Source organism: Sorangium sp. So ce321 (genome assembly GCF_051530195.1).
Classification (GTDB): Bacteria; Myxococcota_A; Polyangia; order Polyangiales; family Polyangiaceae; genus Sorangium.
On record NZ_CP150329.1, the window covers coordinates 7,511,418 to 7,529,694 of the forward strand.

An 18,277-nucleotide genomic window follows, 5' to 3' on the forward strand; every position below is an offset into this window, starting at 1 on the left:
CGCTCAGCCGTCGCCGGCGGGGCGCGCCTTGCGCCGGTCGGCGGCCCTGGGACGCGCGAGCGCCTCGCGCACGCGGGCGTGGTCGAGCGGGTCGCGGCCGTCGAGGGCGAGCTCGACGTGGTCCATGCGGTCGCTCCCCCAGAACAGCTCGTCGCCCACGAAGGTCGTCGGCACCCCGAACACGCCCCGGCCGACCGCGCGCTCGGTGCCCTGCCGGAGCGCCTCCTTGGCGGCCGGCGCCGACGCCTGCTCGATGAGCGCGCGGCTGTCGAGCCCCTCGCGATCGAGCGCGCCCGCGAGCTCGTCGCGCGAGCCGAGGTCGATGCCCCGCCCCCAGCCGGCCCGGAAGATGGCCGCGACGACCCTGCGCTGCTCCGCGCCGCCGACCTCGGGCAGCGACAGCCGCAGGGCGAGCAGCGGGTTGAACGGGTGATATTTCGGACAGGCGAGCTCGATGCCGTGGAGGCGCGCGACGCGAAACGCGTCCTTGTAGGCCCACTCGCGCTTCGGCGGGATCTCGGCGGGCCCGAGCTGACCCCAGTGGTCGAGCAGACCGGCGAAGAGCACCGGGTGCACGCCGAGCTCCGCGCCGCGGCGGTCGCAGATCTCCTGGATCCGCAGCCAGGCGAAGTAGGCGTAGCCAGAGATGTAATCGAAGTAGAAATCGACGCGGCCGGGCATCGCGGGCTCCGTGGGGTGCTCGTTGCGCTGCGCCGCGGCGCCCTGGAGGGCCGCTGGCGCGGCGCCCGGGATCGTACCATGGTGATCGGTGCTATCCCTCGTTCAGCGCGGCGCGCGCGGTGAACGTGGCGCGCGCGCCACGGCGCCGGCCGGCCCGGTCGAGGTCGCGCGCACGGCGCTCGCCCATGTCTGGGCGATGCTGTTCCTTGTCGTGCTGCTCCCGGTCGGCCTGCTCTGCTTCCCCTTCGATCCCCGGCAGCGGATGCACGATCGGCTCTCGGTCGTGTGGGCGCGCGGGGCGCTCTGGCTCGTCGGGGTGCGCGTAGAGGCCGAGGGCGTCCTGCACGTGCGGCCGGGCGAGCGCTACGTGATCGCGGCGAACCACCAGAGCACGCTCGACGTCCTCGCGCTCCTGGTGGTGCTGCAGGGGCGCACGCCGCTCCGCTTCCTGGCGAAGCGCGCGCTGTTCCGCGTGCCGGTGCTCGGCTGGGGCATGCGCCTGTACGGCCACACGCCGGTCGACCGGCGGCGGGCCCGCGGCGCGCTCGCGGATCTGGGCGAGGCGCGGCGGAACGTGATGCAGCGGTGGTCGACGGTGTTCTTCCCCGAGGGGACGCGGAGCGCGACGGGGGCGCTGCTGCCCTTCCGGCTGGGCGCCTTCCGGACCGGCTCGGCCGCGGGCGCGCGCGTCCTGCCGGTGACCATCGACGGCACGGGCGCGCTCCAGCCGAAGGGCCGCTATGCCGCCGCGCCCGGCGTGGTGCGGGTGGTGGTGCACCCGCCGCTCGACCCGCCCGGGGCGTCGCTCGAGGAGCTCCGCGCCACGATGGAGGCGTGCAGGGCCGCCGTGGCGTCGGCGCTGCCGGAGGCGCTGCGCGAGGCGGCGGGGCCGGCCGAGGGGGCGCGGCGGGGGCCAGGCTGAAGCCGGCGAGGGCTTGACGGGGAGCGGCTCGCGACAGCTTGTCTATCTCGAGCTCTTCTTCTCCTGGCGTCCTGGTGGTTCATCTCCTGTCTCTCGACACGAGCATTGCAGCGATCATCTCGTATCGCGCCATGGCTTGCGCTGCCCGGCAGGTGATGGGGAGAGAGGGTCACCGCGCCGGGTGAGCTGGCGAGCTGGCCAGCGCGCCCGCGTCCCTGCGGCTGTAGCGCCATGATAGGGTGCGGCATTGCCCCTGGGCCTGTACGGAGGTGTCCCTGTGAGCCAGAGCGCCGTGAGCCATCCTCCTGACGTGAAGAGCGCGCCAGCGCCGTGGACGCTGACCGGCGACGCCTACATCGCGATGCTCGAGCTCCCGGAGCGGGTGCTCCGCGATCAGAGCTTCATCCCGGAGGCGCTCCGCCCGCGCTTCGAGGGCCGCTACAGCTTGCTGATGGCGATCGACTACACGTCCTCGAACGTCGGGCCGTACCGCGAGCTCCTGTTCATCCCCGGGCGCTTCAAGACGCGCCGCGGCCTGCTCTGGTCCATCAGCAAGATCTACGTCAATTCGTGGGACAGCGTGGTCAACGGGCAGCGCAACTGGGGTATCCCCAAGGAGCACGCCGACTTCGAGCTCGTGCGCGAGGCCGACGGCAGCGAGCGCCTGCGGGCCTCGCAGGGGGGCGAGGTGTTCGCCGACGTGCGCTTCGCGCCCGCGGGGCCGAGCCTGCCCGCCGGGACCCCGCTCCTGCCCGCGCGCTGGCGCGGGCTGGTGCACCACCGCGAGGGGCGCGACCTCTGCTGCTGGCCGACCGCGCGCGGGAGCGTCCGCCTCGCGCGGCTGCTCGAAGCGCGCGTCGACCCGGCGCGCATGCCGCCCCTCGACGAGCGCCGGGTCGTGTTCGCCGCCCGGCTCTCCGGGTTCCGGGCCGAGTTCCCCGTGGCCGACGTCGAGCCTCCGGGCGCGGGCTGAGCCGGCACACCGCGACGGATCGCCAGGCGCCGGAAGGGATCGAAGCTGGTGGAGGTAAGCGCAGGCTTGGCCTCGGCGGCGCGCCTCAGATCCGTCGCGGCGGAATGGATCTACCCATTCCGGGATTGGCCTACTTTTTCTCAGCCACATGTCATGTGACGGAAACCCCCTGAGGGTTGACGCCGCGAGGGTGGCGCAGGTACCTTCCCTCACCTGCGTTGCGCTCCACGTTCACTGTGGATCTGTAGATGCTTGGTGCCGCGACCGGCCTTGTGAGCCCGGCTGTCGCCCAGAGCATCGCCGGGACGCCGCGACGAAGCGACGTTTCGACAGTGAAAGAGAGATCGGCGTGATGATCGAGGGGCTGTGGTGAGGATATCGGGGGCCGAGCAGATGCGTTCGAAGGAAGGCCGGCGCGCGGCGAGGTACGTCGTCGCCGTCGCGATCTGGACGTGCGGCGCGAGCACACTGACAGGGTGCCCGTACGCCGACACTTGCTGGGAGGTGGCGGCGTGCGCCCCCGATCCGGAGCCGCCGCCGGGTCCGTGCGCGGGAGAGCCCGGCACGGCGCCGGCGCTCGACGAGTGCGGGGTGTTCGTCAGCGAGCAGGGCAACGACAACAGCCCTGGCACGAAGGGCGCGCCGGTGAGGACCTTGCAGCGCGCCATCGGGCTCGCCGCGAGCGGGCGAAGCAACGGCGAGGCGCCGACCCGGCGCGTGTACGCGTGCGGCGAGGCGTTCGAGGAGGCGATCTCGCTCCCCCCGGGAGTCGACCTCTGGGGCGGCCGTCTGTGTGCGGGCGATTGGTCCTACGGAGGGCCGCTCGACGGGCAGAGCGCGTCGACCGTCATCGCGCCGCCCGTGGGGGTCCCGGTGCGGGTCCTCGGGGCGGGCGACGCGGCCCTCGAGGGAAACGACGCGACGTCGATGATCTTCGGCGTGCGCGCCGTGGCGGCCGACGCCTCCGCGGATGGCAAGTCGTCGATCGCGATGATCCTGGAGCATGGGGCCAGAGCGATCGTGCAGTCGAGCGTGATCCTCGCAGGCGACGGCAAGGATGGAGAGCCGGGCGAGGACGCGCCGAGCTTCCGCGCGAATGCCGGCGTGGTTGGGAACAACGGCGCGGACGCCTGCACTGCGGACATGGCGCCGGGCGCCGTTCCGGTCGTGACGGTGTGCGGCGACGGCATCGAGTCGACGGGTGGCCAGGGGGGCGATGGAGGCCTCGAGGCAGGCCGCGGTGGAGCTTCAGGGCTGCCGGAACCGGCCGGGAATCCGCCCAACCTCGGCCTGGGCGGCTCCGGCGCGGTCGGCATGGACTGCAAGGATGGCGAGAGGGGAGCAGTCGGCGCCGATGCAGAGCGCGCTGCCGGGGCGGTTGGCGCTGGCCTCCTGGGCCTCGACGGATGGGTCGGCGTCCGCGGTAAAGATGGGGACAAGGGCGGCGTCGGCCAGGGCGGTGGCGGAGGCGGCGGCGGCAAAGGGCGCGAGCCCACCAGGAACGCGTGCCCGACAGGTCGGCCCCAGGCCGGTGCGGCCGGGGGATCGGGGGGAAGTGGCGGCTGCGGGGGCAAGGGGGGCCAGGGGGGCGGCTACGGCGGCGCGAGCATCGCGATCGTGGCACTGCAGGGGAGCGACCTCACGGTCAAGGCCAGCACGGTCCTCGGGGCCAAGGGCGGCGATGGCGGGGTCGGTGGGACGGGCCAGTGGGGAGGCTTCGGAGATGCCGGCGGCAATGGTGGACGCGCTTCTCTGATCGAGGGGTCGCGAGGGTGCCGCGGCGGCTTTGGCGGCGACGGCGGTCGCGGGGGCGATGCCGGCGGCGGTCTCGGGGGCCACTCGCTCGGCATCGGCTCCGTGGGCGCCTCCGTGGCCATCTTGGAGGATGCGACGGTCTCGCCCGGACAAGCTGGCAACGGGGGGATCGGCGCCAATGCAGCCCCGGAAAGCGGGCTCGGCCAGGGGCAAGGCGGGATTAAGCAGTTCTGGTACCGGTTCGATACGCCAGAACCGGAACCGCCTCGATGAACCACCCTGTGCTGGCGGCGCACGTCAGGAGACGTCCATGAGAACGACCACCGCTGCTACGTTCGTCCTCCTTTTGTCGCCGTGGGCCACCGGCTGCGGAGCTGTTCCCGACGTGAACGACCCTGGCGTCACGCCTTGTGAAGGCACCTCGTGCGAGGACGAGCCGCCGCCGGAGTCGGTGTGCATCGAGCATATCGCCGCCGATATCCTCGACGACGGCTGCGGCGTGTTCCTCGCCGGAAACTACGGTTTTGGCGACGACAGGAACCCCGGCACCAAGGCGAAGCCCGTGTACACCGTCGCGCGCGCCGTCGAGATCGCGCGCGCTGGACGAGGGCGCGTGTTCCTCTGCAACGACGGATTCATCGTGGATCAGATCAGGGTGCCCTCCGGCGTGGATCTCCGCGGGGGCTTCCACTGCCGGAAGTGGGTGCGCGACGCCCTGCTCCCGCGGACCCAGTTTTCTCATGGACCGGTCTTCGGCCCCCTGATCATCGTCGAGCCCGCGGGCCCCGAGGACAGCGGGGCCGCGGACGGGGTGTCGACGCTCGCCGATCTCGACATCCCGAGCTGGGGCCCTGTCGGCGTGCTCGCTCAGTCGAGCACGGCGGTGGAGATCCTGCGGAGCGAGATCTCCGCCAACGGAGGAGGTGGAGGCAGCGGTGGCGCGAGGTGGCCGACCAAACAACCGGACGGACCGGATGGCATGTTCGGTGGGGACGCGTGCTCGTCGGCCGTCGTCGCCGGCGGGCCTGCGGCCGTGAACCGGTGCGAGAGCGGGCTCACGAGCGTCGGCGGCAAGGGAGGGGACGGGCTGCCCGACAGCGCCGAGGATGGTGGCGACGGGGAGCCCGCCTACGCTTCGCCCTCGAGCGGCGGTCTCGCTGAGCAGGACAACGTCAGTTGCTCCAACGGATTCGCCGGGGACCCGGGGGCTCCGGGAACACAGGGCGCACCGGGCAAGGGCATCGGGCGCCTCACCGAGACAGGATGGGAGGGCGACACGGGGGGCGAGGGCACCTGGGGCACGCCGGGCCAGGGCGGCGGCGGCGGCGGTGGTCGCCGGGGCGGGCTCGCCCGGTGCGGCGCGGCCTCGAAGGGTGGCCCAGGAGGAGGCTCGGGCGGGGCCGGCGGTTGCGGGGGCCGAGGGGGCCGCGGAGGAGCGAATGGACTGCCGTCCATCGGCGTCCTCGCGCTTCACGCCCGGGTGACCGTGCGCGACACCAAGATCACGGCGGACTTTGGCGGCAGAGGCGGCGATGGCGGGCCACCCCAGGACGGCGGCCGAGGCGGTCGAGGCGCACCGGGCGGAACGCTGAGAGATGAACTCGCCGCCTGTCCCGGCGGCAAGGGCGGCGAAGGAGCGCCCGGCGGCTACGGCGGCCCGGGGCGCGGCGGCGACTCGATCGGCATCGCCTACCTCGACGAGGACCAGCTCACGCTCGACGGCGTCACCATCGAGACCGGACAGCCGGGCAAGGGCGGCACGAGCTGGAACCACGATGGCAGCACGACGGTGGGAGAGAGCGGCGAAGCCCACGAGACGCTCCGCTTTCCCGAATAGTCGCAATCACGTCACGGGAGGACGGCGCGGATCTCGGCGACGGCTACGAGGAGGCTTTGGGGTCCGAGTCCACGAGCCAACTCGCCAGGAAGCTGGAGGCCCAAGCGACCATGGAGGCTGGCGGCTCGCCCTCACCATCCCACGCAGAGACCAGCGCTTCGAGCTCGCGCTTGGCAGCCATGGCGCGGAGAGTGTCCGGCGATTCGTCGTGCGGGCGCATGCGCGCAAGTTCCTCTAGCATCTTGTCCTTGTGCAGGTAGCCATCCGTCGATATTGAAGCAAAAACCCCCACGGACTGTCGATACGGCTCTGGCAACTGTAGAACCGCTTCGGGCAACGTGAGGGTCAATCCAATCTGGTGATGCGCCCGGAGCACGGTAAGCACCGCGACGAACCGCTCCGTGAGGCTGGTCACCTCGACTCTTACGCCGGGCGCCGGCACGTCGGACGGCGCGGGCTTCACCCATTCGTGTTCTGAGAACAGACAATCATATACCCTGACCTCCCCAGGAATCCGCAGACCCGTCGCCACCTCTGGCACGAGCGCGGTTCCGATCTCCGGCGGCATGCGTTCGCAACCGAAGATCGCTTCGATCTCGTGGGCAATCCAGTCCGCATATGGCTGCTCGTCGGGCGACAGCTCGAACGACACGTAGTCCCGCTTGATGGTGACCGTCCTTGGGCTGTCATGGTGCGGGTTCGCGATGAGCCTCGGATCGAGTGGACTTCGCGGAACGCGGAAGTGCATACCCCGAAAGTCGACTATGAACAAGTCTCTTAGCTGCTTCACGATTTCGATTGTTCGCGAACCGTGAACGATGTAGTATGGAGCCAGAAAGCTCACTTGGAACCACAGCGCTCGACCGGTAGACGCTGCGAGGTCGAGCGTAAAGGAGTAACATCCGTCGCAGCCACCGGAGGGAAGATGGCGCGACTCGTTCATGACCATGCCAGGGAAGCGCCCTTCGACGCGACGCAGCATGGCATGCCAGCGATCGTCCTTTGATGCTCGGATTCGCGCGTCCACGAGCCGGGCGTGCTCCTCGGTCGCATTGCGTAGCTGGACATCGACATCATCGGTGATTCCAACCCCACGGGGATAGTATCTATAGATGATATCCAACAGCTCGTTGATGCTGTGTTTCATGGGTCCATCATCTTGGCGCCGAGCCCTTTGTAATGCTTATCAAAAACCTCTCCCATGTCGCGTTTTATTCTTGAGCAGAATATACCAAACGGAAGATCGAACCCTCCCGAGTTCTCCAATTTGGTCGTTACCGCATTCGCCACATTGGCACTAATCGTCGCCGCGTCATCCGCAGATATGTCTCCAAAAAATTCGCTCCTCAGAGGCATGCCAATGCGGACAAAACACGCCTGTTTCCCACCGTCACCTTCGTAGAAAGTGAGCCCTGTCCTTGCCTCCTGCCAGCCACCCGCTATGGTCCCGTCGTAGGCGACGATCGTCACAAAATTGAAGTCCGACGGCTTAAATCGCGAACCTGCGCACCCCATGGTCGGAGCGCCGCTCTGCTGGCAGGGATCTGGCGGGCTCGTCGGGCTAGCTGTCGGCGTCTCCGAGCTATCGCTCGGGCTTTCCTCTTCGTCTTCGTCCTCGTCCTCCGTTTTGTTGCACTGGATCTTCTCCTTCTTGCCATCCTGCGGGCCTTCTGGCGGCTCCGCCCCGAAGTCCCCCGATGCGCTCGAGCTGAAGACGGGAACGGGCGGCCCGACTGGTCCACCTGCACCCTCCCCCTTCTCCCACTCCTCGCGGGGATAGCAGTCCCCCACCGTCCAGTTGCACGCCGATAGCACCCAGACGGCGATAGCCACAATCACCAGCAGAATTCTTCTTGTGTTCATTTTACACTCCATCGAAGCACGGGACCGGCGACAACAAGCACCGACACGTAGCCTGGAAGCACAAGGCTACTCCCGCCGACCCAGTCCACATTGGCGCTCACCGACACCCCGAGCGGTCCTGCAACGTACGCGTTGGTTTGCGCATGCGCGCCTGCCGCCATCCCGGCAACGCGCCCGCACAAGGCGCTTCCGCAGGCTGGCATCAAGTCGATCGCGAGGGATGGACCCGCGCTGAAATCGCCATGATCCCAGCCATACCCGAGGGCGGCGGCGGTGCTGTTGTAGACACCGGCCCCACCTATCTGGATTGGGGGAACGACGCTGAACAGATCGTGAACAGTAAATAGAATGTTGCCCGTGATGTGCCAGGAGATCCCCGCATGCGGGCTCACCGCGAGGCGCGCCGCGGTGCCAGCCTGGATCCATCCGAGGCTAATTCCAGCGCTCAGCTCGGATGCGTCTGCCTGCGTCGAAGCGACGCTGAGAACGAGAGCGAGCGCTGTCGCCGATGGGATCTGCCGGCCTGTCGTCCGCATCGCCTGCTTCCCCGTCTTTCGCAACACGCGAGCATCGTGGCGACGAGGGCCATTCTTCTGATGGCAGGATTCGGCGTCAAACCGAATCCACGCGAGAACACCACGACGGACGTGGGTCGTCCCGTCCAGAGCGTGCGTCAACGCGCGGTACCTGCGTGGATCGCGCGAGCGCTTGCCAAACCTTCTGGGACCGGCTGCCTGTCCGGGCCGCCTTGGGCGGACGCCAAATCTGGATAAGACGGCGCTGCGGGAGGTCGTAGTCCATGCAGTTTGCGACCTCCTCCGTGGGCGGCGATGGGGGCCCGCCTAAGCGCGGTGGACGAGGCGGTCGAGGAGCGCCCGCCCCCCTGCGCGGCCTCGCCGCCCCCCTGCACAGCTCCGCCGCCCTCCTGCGCAGCCTCGCCACCCCTCCTGCGCAGCCTCGCCACCCCTCCTGCGCAGCCTCGCCACCCCTCCTGCGCGCCCCGTTCGGTGAACTACACCACAGTCGTTCGGCTCCTGCGCAGCCCCGTCGCCCTCCTGCGCCCCCCTTTCTGTGTCCTGCGCAACCAGGCCGCGACGCCTGCACCGCCCCCGCCGCCCTCCTGCGCAGCTCCGCCGCCCCTCCTGCGCAGCACCGCCGCCCTCCTGCGCAGCTCCGCCGCCCTCCTGCGCAGCTCCGCCGCCCTCCTGCGCCCCCCTTTCTGTGTCCTGCGCAACACTTCCCCCCTCCTGCGCATCCCCCGCCCCCGCCAGACCCCTTGGCTTGCTGGTCCGCGGCGCGGCGCCGGGCACGCCGCTCCCCTCGACTGCGCGGCACACCGCCTCTCGCGAGCGTCCGACCCCTCCTCTTGCTCTGCTCCGAGCACGCCGAGGCCCTCGACAAGGCGCCTCGCGGCGAGGCCGCCGCCGTGGCCCGCCTCCGCGAGCTCTCGCCGCTGCTCGCGCGCATGCTCGCCGACAAGACGCTCTCCCCCGAGGCGCTGCGCTCGCGCAAGCTCCGCGACGCCGCGTACACGCTCGTCGTGAACGCCGAGCGAAGGCTGCGCGCGGCCGCGGAGTACTGGTACGCCGGCACCGACAAGATGAAAGACTACGCGCCTTTCCCGGTCTCCCGCGGCGCCGCGTCCACCGGAGAAGACGAAGGCGAGGCCGGCGCGGAGGACGACTTCGCGCCGGACGAGGGCGAAACGGAGGGCGGCGCGCCGGACGAGGGCGATCAGGAAGACGAGGCGCCGGAAGACGTCGCTCCGAGCCAGGACGAGGACGAGGACGAGCGATGAGCGCGCTGAACCATCGCCGCGCGGCCGAGGGCCGCGGCGCGACCGAATGCCGCCCGCCACGCCGGCGGACGCTGAACGGGCCGCACGCGGGCAGGCTGAGAGCCGCTCCCGTGGAAGGTCGCGCTCGACGTCGGCCCGATGATCGCGGGTGCGTCAACGGATCTCGCACGTCGTGACGAGGGGCCGCCGGGCGCCGTGATCTCGGGCTAGCGGCTCAGCTGCCCGCACCACCGTTCCCGGTCCCTCCAAGGCAAGCTCAGCAGTCTCGGTGCCCCTCCGTCCCGTGCAACGGGCGCTCCGTTTCGAAAACGGATCTTGATAAGTCCCCGCAATTCCGAAGAAAAGCACCTTCTTTCTTCCCTTCGAAGAGTCCGCCGGGAATTTCACCTGGAATTCCGCCGACTTCTCGCCAGGCGTGGTGATGTCCGCCAGGGGCCCGGCGAACACGGCGCTTTCGACCATTCGTCGCCTCTGTAGGAGCTCGCCGCTACCCCCGCCCGGGAGCTGCCGACCGCAAGACGCCGGCCGCACAGCTTCGCCTGCCGCTCGCAACACCGGGGCTCGGCTCTCTCTTGAACGGATTTCTTTTATCGCACATGCCCAGCGCCGCGCCCGGCATGGCATGTATAACGTGCGAGAATCTTCATGACCGAAGCCCCCCCCAGATCTCAGCTCGTCGTGGTCGGCTGCTCAGCCGGCGGCATCGAGGCCCTCTGCACGCTCGTCTCGACGCTGCGGGCCCCGTTCCCCGCCCCCATCGTGATCGCGCAGCACCTCGATCCCAGGCGGCCGAGCCACCTCGGCGAGGTCCTGGGCCGCCGCAGCGAGCTGCCCGTCCGCGCCGTCGCCGCCGTCTCCCCGCTCGAGAACGGCGTCGTCTACGTCGTGCCCCCCGGCCGCGACGTCGAGATCACCGACCACGAGCTCCGGCTCCTGCCGGAGAACGCCGCGCGGCCCAAGCCGTCCGTCGACACGCTCTTCCGCACCGCGGCCGAGGCCTTCGGCGAGAACCTCATCGCCGTCGTCATGACAGGGAACGGCTCCGACGGCAGCGCCGGCGCCCGCCAGGTCAAGAAGTGCGGCGGCACCGTCATCATCGAGAACCCCGATACAGCGAAGTTCCGGAGCATGCCCGAGTCGCTGGCCCCGACCACGGTCGACATCGTGGCCGACCTCGAGCGCATCGGGAGCATCATCAGCGATCTCCTGTCAGGGTCGTACGTCGAGCCCCCCTCGGGCTCGAGCGAGGACACGGAGCTCCATACGCTCCTCGATCTCGTGCGCGAGCGGAGCGGGATCGACTTCAAGAATTACAAGCAAGCGACCATCCTGCGCAGACTCCGGCGCAGGATGGCGGCCACGAACACCGCCTCCATCGACGAGTACGTGCGCTACATCGCCGCGCACCCCGAGGAGCACCAGCGGCTGATCAACAGCTTCCTCATCAAGGTCACCGAGTTCATGCGCGACCCGGAGCTCTTCGTGCACCTCCGGGACACGGTCCTGCCCGCGCTCATCGCGCACGCCCGGACCGACAGCAAATCGCTGCGGATCTGGTCGGCCGGGTGCGCCACCGGAGAAGAGGCGTACTCCCTCGCCATCCTCGTCAGCGAGCTGCTGGGCGACGAGCTCGACAGCTTTCACGTCCGCATCTTCTCGACCGACCTCGATCCCGAGGCCGTCGCCTTCGCCCGCCGCGGGGTCTACGGGGCGACGGCCGTCGAGGACCTGCCGCCAGAGCTCACGGAGCGCTATTTCGTCACGATCGACGGCCATTACCAGGTGACGAAGCGCATCCGCAACCTCACCGTCTTCGGCGAGCACGACCTCGGCCAGCGCGCCCCGTTCCCGAACCTCGATCTCGTGCTGTGCCGCAACGTGCTCATCTACTTCACGGCCGAGCTCCAGCGCCGCACCCTCCACCTCTTCGCCTTCTCGCTGCGGGAAGGCGGCTACCTCGTGCTCGGCAAGGCCGAGACCACGAGCCCGCTGAGCGAGTATTTCGTCCCTCACGACCTCCACTGCAAGACCTACCTGCGCCGCGGGGAGCGCATCCTCGTGCCCCCCGCGGCCATCACCGCCCCGTTGGCGCCCCGGCGCGCGCCCCGCGGCAGGGCCCCGCTCACGCCGTCCCTGCGCGGCCCAAAGGAGCTCCCGCGCGCACGCATGTCCATCGAAATGCTGCTCTCGAGCTTCCGCGTGGGGATCGTGCTGGTCGACAGCCGCTACGACATCCTGGAGATCAACGTCGCGGCGCGGCGCCTGCTCGGCATCCACGGCACGGCGCTCGGGCAGGATCTCGTGCACCTCGCGCAGGCCATCCCCAACCGCAAGCTGCTCGACGCGATCGACGCCGCCTTCCGGGGCGAGCCGCCGGAGCCGCTCGACGTCTCCGTCGACGCGACGCTCGTGGGCGAGCCGTCGTACCTCCAGATCACCTGCCACGGGCCTCGTCCCGAGGTCGAGCCGGACAAGGCCGAGGCCGTGCTGGTCGTGGTCGAGGACGTCACCGAGACCATGCAGCGCCGGAAGGCGAGCCAGGAGGGCATCGGCCGGGAGACGCACCTCCACGCCGAGCTCACCGAGGCCAAGGCCGCGCGCGAGCGCGCCGAGGAGCGCTTCGCCGCGGAGCGCGAGCAGCTGCGCCGCGAGAGCGAGGCCGCGACCAGCGTCGTCTCGCGCCTGGAGGCCAGCCGCGCGCAGGACCAGGCGACGATGCAGCAGATGGCCGAGCACGCCCGGCGGCTGCTCCGGGCCAACGAGGAGCTCACGGCGGCGTACGAGCAGCTCCGCGGCGTGAACGAGGAGCTGATGGTCTCCACCGAGGAGGCGCAGGCCGCCATGGAGGAGGTCGAGACGCTGAACGAGGAGTTCCAGGCGACCAACGAGGAGCTCGAGACAGTCAACGAGGAGCTCCAGGCGACGATCGAGGAGCTCAACACGACGAACGCCGATCTGGAGGCGCGGAGCCGCGAGATCCAGGAGCTCGCCGCGTCGGGCGACGCAGAGCGGGCGCGGCTCTCCGCGATCCTGCGCAGCATGGCCGACGCGCTCCTCGTGGTCGACGGCACGGGGAAGCCGCTGCTCACGAACGACGCCTACCAGGCGATGTTCGACGCAGACCTGCTCACGGTGAACGATGAGAAGGGCCGGCCGGTGCTCCACCAGGACACGCCGGAGCAGCGGGCCGCGCGCGGCGAGCGCTTCCAGATGGAGTTCACCGTCCCTGGCCCCGGCGGCGCGATCCGGCACTTCGAGGCCACCGGCCAGCCCATCGGCGGGAGCGGCGCGCCCGCCAGGGACGCGGTGGCGCGGGGCGTGATCGTCATCCGCGACATCACGGAGCGGAGCATCCGCAAGCTGCAGGACCGCTTCATGGCCATGGCGAGCCACGAGCTCCGCACGCCGCTGGTGCCCCTGCGCGGCTACCTCGACATGCTGATCAGCCTCCTCCCCGGGGACGGCGACCCGCGCCTGCGCCGCTTCGCGTCGCTCGTCCGCACCCAGAGCGAGCGGCTCGAGCGGCTGGTCGACGATCTCGTGAGCGCGACCCGCATCCAGACGGGGAAGTTCGAGCTCAAGCTCTCGGAGGTGGAGCTCCTCCCGCTGGTCGCGCACGTCGTGGAGAGCGCCCAGACGCTCGCGCCGACCCCGAAGATCCACCTCGACCTGCCCCCCGACGCGGCGGCGCCGATGGTGATGAAGGGCGACCCCGCGCGCCTCGAGCAGGTCCTCATGAACCTGCTCGGCAACGCCTTCCGGCACGCGGATGGCTCACCGAAGATCGACGTGCGCCTGCGACGGACCGACGGAGGCGCCGAGCTCGACGTGGTCGACTACGGCCCGGGGATCCCCGCGGCCGATCTGCCGCACGTCTTCTCGAGCTTCTACCAGGTGGAGCGCGCCAGCGCTTCGTCGTCCGGCGGCATGGGCCTCGGGCTCTTCATATGCAAGGAGATCGTCAAGGCGCATGGAGGACGGATCTCCGTGCGAAGCTCGGAGGGCAAGGGCGCTACCTTCACCCTCAGGCTGCCCCTGACCTCGAAACGCGACACGCACGATTGATGTACAGGGCGCATGCTGCTCTGCTGCGAGCGGCTTCGGAGGGAGGCGTCATGACGACAAGGGCGAAGATCCTCGTGATCGAGGATGATCGTGACTCGAGCGATATGCTCCTCGAGATGCTGCAGATGGCCGACTATGAGGTGGAGTCTGCCCGCACGGCGGACCAGGCGATCGCCGCGCTGACGGAGCGTCGCTACGCGGCGGCCTTGCTCGATCTGACGGTGAAGGGGGCGACCACGACGGAGCTGGTCGCGCGGCTGCTGAAGGTGTCGGAGCGGCCGCCCATCGTGATCTTCTCGGCGCGCATGCCGGACGATCTCCGGAAGGTGGCGGAGCAGCTCTCGGCGGCGGCGGTCCTCCGGAAGCCGGCGAGCATGGACATGCTGCTCGCCATGATAGAGCGCGCGGTTCGCCCGGCGGCGTGAGCGGCGCGCGTCTTCCCTCTTCCCTCTCCTCTTCCACGAGGTCTACTTTGCCAGGACACGACATCATTGTGATCGGGGCGTCCGCGGGCGGCGTGGAGGTGCTGATCGCGCTCGTCGGAGGCCTGCCTTCGGATCTGCAAGCGTCGTTGTTCGTGGTCCTGCACCTGCCGCCGACGGCCCGGAGCATGCTGCCGCAGATCCTCGATCGGACGACCCGGATGCACGTCGCGACCGCGGTCGACGGCGAGCCGATCGAGCGGGGGCGTATCTACATCGCGCCGGTGGACAACCACCTGATGCTCGACGAGGGCTTCGTGCGCGTGGAGCGCACCGCGAAGGAGAACGGCCACAGGCCGGCGGTGGATCCGCTGTTCCGGAGCGCGGCCGAGGCGTACGGCCCGCGGGTGATCGGCGTGGTGCTCTCCGGCATGCGGGATTGCGGTACTGCCGGCCTGCTGGAGATCAGGCGCCGTGGTGGCATCGCCGTGGTCCAGGATCCGAAAGACGCGCTGTTCCCGGAGATGCCGCAGAGCGCGCTCGACAACGTGCCCGTGGATCACTGCGTCCCCCTGGCGCGCCTCCCGTCGCTGCTCGCCGACCTGGTGCAGCAGGGCGCACGAGCGGCGCCCGCGGAGGCGGAGTCGCCTCATGGACTCGTGGGGGAGAAGATCGAGGCCCCCGAGGTCGAGTTCACGTGTCCGGATTGCGGGGGCAACCTGGTCCGCAACGGCGACGGCGCGATCCTCAGCTTCCGGTGCAAGGTGGGCCACCGGTACACCCCGGAGGGGCTGGAGAACGAGCAGGACGAGGCGCTCGAGGCGGCGCTCTGGGTCGCGCTCCGCACCATCGAGGACACCGCGGCCCTGGCGCGCCGGATGGCGACGCGCGCGGGGGAGCGGAATCAGGCGCACGTGATGGCCCACTTCGAGGAGAAGGTCCGGGCGGCCGAGGAGCGGGGCGCCCTGGTTCGCCGCGCGCTGCTCGGCGCCGGCGATGGGGACGGGATGACCCTGGCCTCGCGCTCGCGGCGCTTCTCGCCCCGGCTGAAGGGGTGAGCGGAGGCAGGGACCGGGGCGGGCCGGCGCGGCGCGGCTAGGACGACTCGCCGCCGGGCAGCTTGCCGAACCGCTGCTCGTACGAGGCGAGGCGCGCCGCGAGCAGCTTCGCCTCGTCCTGCGCGGCGCGGGCCTGCTCCTCCGCCGCGCGGGCCTGCTCCTCCGCCGCGCGGGCGTGCTCCCCCGCCGCGCGGGCCTGCTCCCCCGCCGCGCGGGCCTGCTCCGCCGCCGCGCGGACCTGCTCCTGCGCCGCGCGGGCCAGCTCGTCGCCCGTGGGCAGCGCGCGACCTTCTGCGTCGAGCCAGCGCAGCCAGTCGGCCTCGAGGCCGTTGTACGTGCCGCGGCGAACGCCGAGCCCGAGGTGCAGCCGCGGGCTCGTCACGTCGCCGTTCGCGCCGGGCGCCACGCGCACGTAGGACATCGTGGCGAGATCGAGCGCGTGGGCCTCGAGGACACCGGTGAACGGATCGAAGAGGTAGTACTCGGGTACGTGGAGGAGCTTGGCGTAGATCCGCATCTTGTCGGTGCGGTCGACCTTCTCGGTGCTCTCGGAGAGCAGCTCGATCACCACGTCGGGCGTCCTGCCGTCCTCCTGCCAGACGACCCACGACTTGCGCTCGCGCCTCACCGTGTCGAGCACCACGAAGACGTCCGGCCCGCGGAAGTCGTTCTTCTTCGCCTGGAGCTCGCTGAAGTAGATGGCCATGTTGCCGCCGACGTACACGTCGTCGCGGTCGTTCCAGAGCAGCTCCAGCACCTCGATGAGGAGGTACATCTGCTTGCGGTGCCGCTCGGACTGCATCGCGCCATCGTCATGCGGTAGCTCGTCCTCACCCGGTGGCGGGATCGGGACGAACGAGGTGTCGCTCTCAAGGGTCATGCATCGCTCCTCCGGGGACCGTACTGCTCCCGTCATTGCGGTCCAACGCGTCGGGGAGGGCACGGGTAGCACGGCGCGACGCCGGTCGCGACGGCGCGACGCCTCGACGCCTGCAGCCCCCTCCCGCAAGGCGGCCGGCCGTCCCGGCTCCTCGTGGCTTCCCTGGCCATCTCCCCCGAGGCCGCCCGGCGGGCATCGAAGGCGGGGCAGCCCTGGCCAGGCGCTCGACGCAGAGGGTCAACGCCGCGGGCCGCAGGCTCGACGCCCGCGTCAGCAGACCCGGCCCCGAAGAACGCGCCGCGAAAAAATCCGTGGCGAGCGCGTAATGCCAAGGATGGTTAGGTGAGGGCCATGGATCTTGCCGAGGTGATGAGCGAGCTCGAGCGGCTCGGCACCGAGCAGAACCGGAGGGTGTACCGGCGCCACGGCGCGACCGACCCGCTCTTCGGCGTGAGCTTCGCCCACATGAACGCGCTCACGAAGCGGATCAAGCGCGATCACGAGCTCGCCGAGGCGCTCTGGGTGACGGGCAACTCCGACGCGAGGACGCTGGCGGCGGCGATCGCCGATCCGGCGCGCTTCACCCGGGAACGCCTCGAGGCGTGGCTCGACGGCCTGCGCTCTCCGCTCCTCGTCGACCTCTTCGTGAAGCACATCGCGGTGAAAACGCCGTTCGCCCGCGACGCGATGGAGCGCTGGACCGCCTCGGCCGACGAGTGGATCGGCCGCGCGGGCTGGACCCTGCTCGGCGCGCTCGCGATCGAGGACCCGTCGCTGCCCGACAGCCTGTTCGAGGAGCGGCTCTCGGTGATCGAGGCGTCGATCCACAGGGCCAGGAACCGCACCCGCGAGGCGATGAACGGCGCGCTGATCAGCATCGGCCTGCGGAACGAGCCGCTCCGCGGAAAGGCGCTCACGGCCGCGCGGCGCATCGGCAGGGTCGATGTCGACCACGGCGACACGAGCTGCAAGACGCCCGACGCGCTCGACCAGATCCACAAGACATGGGTCACCCGGAGGCCGGCCGTCATGCCCGCGGCGAGAACCGCCAGGGCGACCGCCGCGAGGTCCGGCAAGGCCGCTGCGAAGCCCGCCAAGGCCGCTGCGAAGCCCGGCAAGGCGCCCGCCGCGAAGCCCGACAAGGCCGCCGCGAAGCCCGACAAGGCGCCCGCCGCGAAGCCCGACAAGGCCGCCGCGAAGCCCGACAAGGCGCCCGCCGCGAAGCCCGACAAGGCGCCCGCCGCGAAGCCCGATGAGGCGCCCGCCGCGAAGCCCGCCAAGGCCGCGCGCCGCGGCTGACCGGCGGCGCGCGCCCCGCCCGCCGGCGCCGGCTCACGTCGGGTTCGCCATCGCGACGGCCTCGTCCGGCGAGCCGAGGAGCTCCGTGCGCGTGAGCCGCTCGACGACCTGGCGCGTCAGGCTCAGGTGGTCCTCCTCCTCGTGCAGGCGCTTCCGGAACGCCTCCCTCGCCTCGTCGTCGTCCGCCTCATCGGCGAGCTCGAGCAGGAGCTGCCAGCCGGCGTTGTCCACGAGCTCCGCGGTGAGCAGCGCGTGGAAGAGGTGGGTCGGGTTCTGGTCGCCGTCGAGCACCACCTGCCCGATGCCCTGCGACTCGATCGTGATCAGCCGCGACCGCTCGGTCTCGGCGTGCGCGTCCCCGCCGAGCGCGCGGATCTGCGCCTCGAGCCACTCCTCGTGCTCCTTCTCCTGGTCCCGGTACTCCCTGAGCTGGCCGAGCAGGTTCGTCAGCCCGGGATCGGCCGCGCGGCCGACCTTCTCCACGATGGAGTCGTAGAGCCGGACGCTCGCGCGCTCGTACGTCAGCCGCTCGTTGAGCAGGTCGATGGCCTTGTCCTTGTTCCCCTGTGCAAGCTTCTGCATGGATGCCCTCCGGCCGGGGCAGATGCGATTCACAGGCCGCCGCGCACGCGCGGGAGCCGCGCGCGGACGGCCTGGAGCGCACCATGCCGCCGCGCCTGGAGAGCGCCGCGGGCGCGCCCCAGACAGGGCGCCGGGCGCGGCT

General features: G+C 70.5%; 14 protein-coding genes and 1 pseudogene. 9 read left to right on the forward strand and 6 right to left on the reverse strand.

The features are described from left to right. Nucleotides 1-3: 3 nt before the first annotated feature. Nucleotides 4-681, reverse strand: a complete 678-nt coding sequence (locus WME89_RS27600) for a 2-hydroxychromene-2-carboxylate isomerase (protein ID WP_438002698.1) — start codon at nucleotides 679-681, stop codon at nucleotides 4-6. Nucleotides 682-769: 88 nt separating this feature from the next. Between WME89_RS27600 and WME89_RS27605 the strand changes: the two genes are divergently transcribed. The 4 genes from WME89_RS27605 (at nucleotide 770) to WME89_RS27620 (ending at nucleotide 6,168) form a co-directional block, all read left to right on the forward strand. Continuing rightward, nucleotides 770-1,603 carry a lysophospholipid acyltransferase family protein gene (locus WME89_RS27605; protein ID WP_438002699.1) on the forward strand — a complete coding sequence of 278 codons (834 nt, stop codon included), beginning with the start codon at nucleotides 770-772 and terminating at the stop codon, nucleotides 1,601-1,603. Between the two features lie 292 nt (nucleotides 1,604-1,895). Next, nucleotides 1,896-2,576 carry an acetoacetate decarboxylase family protein gene (locus WME89_RS27610; RefSeq protein WP_438002700.1) on the forward strand — a complete coding sequence of 227 codons (681 nt, stop codon included), beginning with the start codon at nucleotides 1,896-1,898 and terminating at the stop codon, nucleotides 2,574-2,576. A gap of 393 nt (nucleotides 2,577-2,969) precedes the next feature. Next, on the forward strand, nucleotides 2,970-4,604 hold the full coding sequence (locus tag WME89_RS27615) for a DUF1565 domain-containing protein (protein ID WP_438002701.1): 1,635 nt from the start codon (nucleotides 2,970-2,972) through the stop codon (nucleotides 4,602-4,604). Nucleotides 4,605-4,641: 37 nt separating this feature from the next. Beyond that, the gene (locus WME89_RS27620) at nucleotides 4,642-6,168 is read left to right on the forward strand and encodes a hypothetical protein (protein WP_438002702.1); all 1,527 of its coding nucleotides are present in this window, start codon (nucleotides 4,642-4,644) and stop codon (nucleotides 6,166-6,168) included. A 43-nt stretch (nucleotides 6,169-6,211) separates the two neighbouring features. On the opposite strand, the gene WME89_RS27625 is transcribed toward WME89_RS27620, so the two are convergent. Genes WME89_RS27625 through WME89_RS27635 form a run of 3 tightly spaced genes read right to left on the reverse strand, consistent with a single transcriptional unit; the run spans nucleotide 6,212 to nucleotide 8,594 of the window. Continuing rightward, complete coding sequence (locus WME89_RS27625) at nucleotides 6,212-7,315, reverse strand: hypothetical protein (RefSeq protein ID WP_438002703.1); 1,104 nt, start codon at nucleotides 7,313-7,315, stop codon at nucleotides 6,212-6,214. After that, on the reverse strand, nucleotides 7,312-8,031 hold the full coding sequence (locus WME89_RS27630) for a hypothetical protein (RefSeq protein WP_438002704.1): 720 nt from the start codon (nucleotides 8,029-8,031) through the stop codon (nucleotides 7,312-7,314). Before WME89_RS27630 ends, WME89_RS27625 begins: the two co-directional genes overlap by 4 nt. After that, the gene (locus WME89_RS27635; protein WP_438002705.1) at nucleotides 8,028-8,594 is read right to left on the reverse strand and encodes a hypothetical protein; all 567 of its coding nucleotides are present in this window, start codon (nucleotides 8,592-8,594) and stop codon (nucleotides 8,028-8,030) included. The genes WME89_RS27630 and WME89_RS27635 overlap by 4 nt, the downstream gene beginning before the upstream one ends. 803 nt (nucleotides 8,595-9,397) lie before the next feature. Between WME89_RS27635 and WME89_RS27640 the strand changes: the two genes are divergently transcribed. The 4 genes from WME89_RS27640 to WME89_RS27655 all read left to right on the forward strand — a co-directional run bounded on the left by WME89_RS27640 (nucleotide 9,398) and on the right by WME89_RS27655 (nucleotide 15,374). Continuing rightward, complete coding sequence (locus WME89_RS27640) at nucleotides 9,398-9,829, forward strand: hypothetical protein (protein ID WP_438002706.1); 432 nt, start codon at nucleotides 9,398-9,400, stop codon at nucleotides 9,827-9,829. A 645-nt stretch (nucleotides 9,830-10,474) separates the two neighbouring features. After that, nucleotides 10,475-13,894 carry a CheR family methyltransferase gene (locus WME89_RS27645; RefSeq protein ID WP_438002707.1) on the forward strand — a complete coding sequence of 1,140 codons (3,420 nt, stop codon included), beginning with the start codon at nucleotides 10,475-10,477 and terminating at the stop codon, nucleotides 13,892-13,894. A gap of 50 nt (nucleotides 13,895-13,944) precedes the next feature. Beyond that, a complete protein-coding gene (locus WME89_RS27650) occupies nucleotides 13,945-14,319 on the forward strand; it encodes a response regulator (RefSeq protein WP_438002708.1) in 375 nt (124 codons plus the stop codon). A 68-nt stretch (nucleotides 14,320-14,387) separates the two neighbouring features. Beyond that, complete coding sequence (locus WME89_RS27655) at nucleotides 14,388-15,374, forward strand: chemotaxis protein CheB (protein ID WP_438002709.1); 987 nt, start codon at nucleotides 14,388-14,390, stop codon at nucleotides 15,372-15,374. A 37-nt stretch (nucleotides 15,375-15,411) separates the two neighbouring features. Here WME89_RS27655 and WME89_RS27660 read toward each other — a convergent pair whose 3' ends face one another. Further along, nucleotides 15,412-16,254, reverse strand: a complete 843-nt coding sequence (locus WME89_RS27660) for a Uma2 family endonuclease (RefSeq protein WP_438002710.1) — start codon at nucleotides 16,252-16,254, stop codon at nucleotides 15,412-15,414. 351 nt (nucleotides 16,255-16,605) lie between these two features. On the opposite strand from WME89_RS27660, the pseudogene WME89_RS27665 reads away from it, so the two are divergent. Then, nucleotides 16,606-17,256 (forward strand): annotated as a pseudogene (locus WME89_RS27665) (DNA alkylation repair protein); the annotation flags it as partial. A gap of 330 nt (nucleotides 17,257-17,586) precedes the next feature. Here WME89_RS27665 and WME89_RS27670 read toward each other — a convergent pair. Continuing rightward, the gene (locus WME89_RS27670; protein WP_438002711.1) at nucleotides 17,587-18,135 is read right to left on the reverse strand and encodes a ferritin-like domain-containing protein; all 549 of its coding nucleotides are present in this window, start codon (nucleotides 18,133-18,135) and stop codon (nucleotides 17,587-17,589) included. Nucleotides 18,136-18,277: the final 142 nt, after the last annotated feature.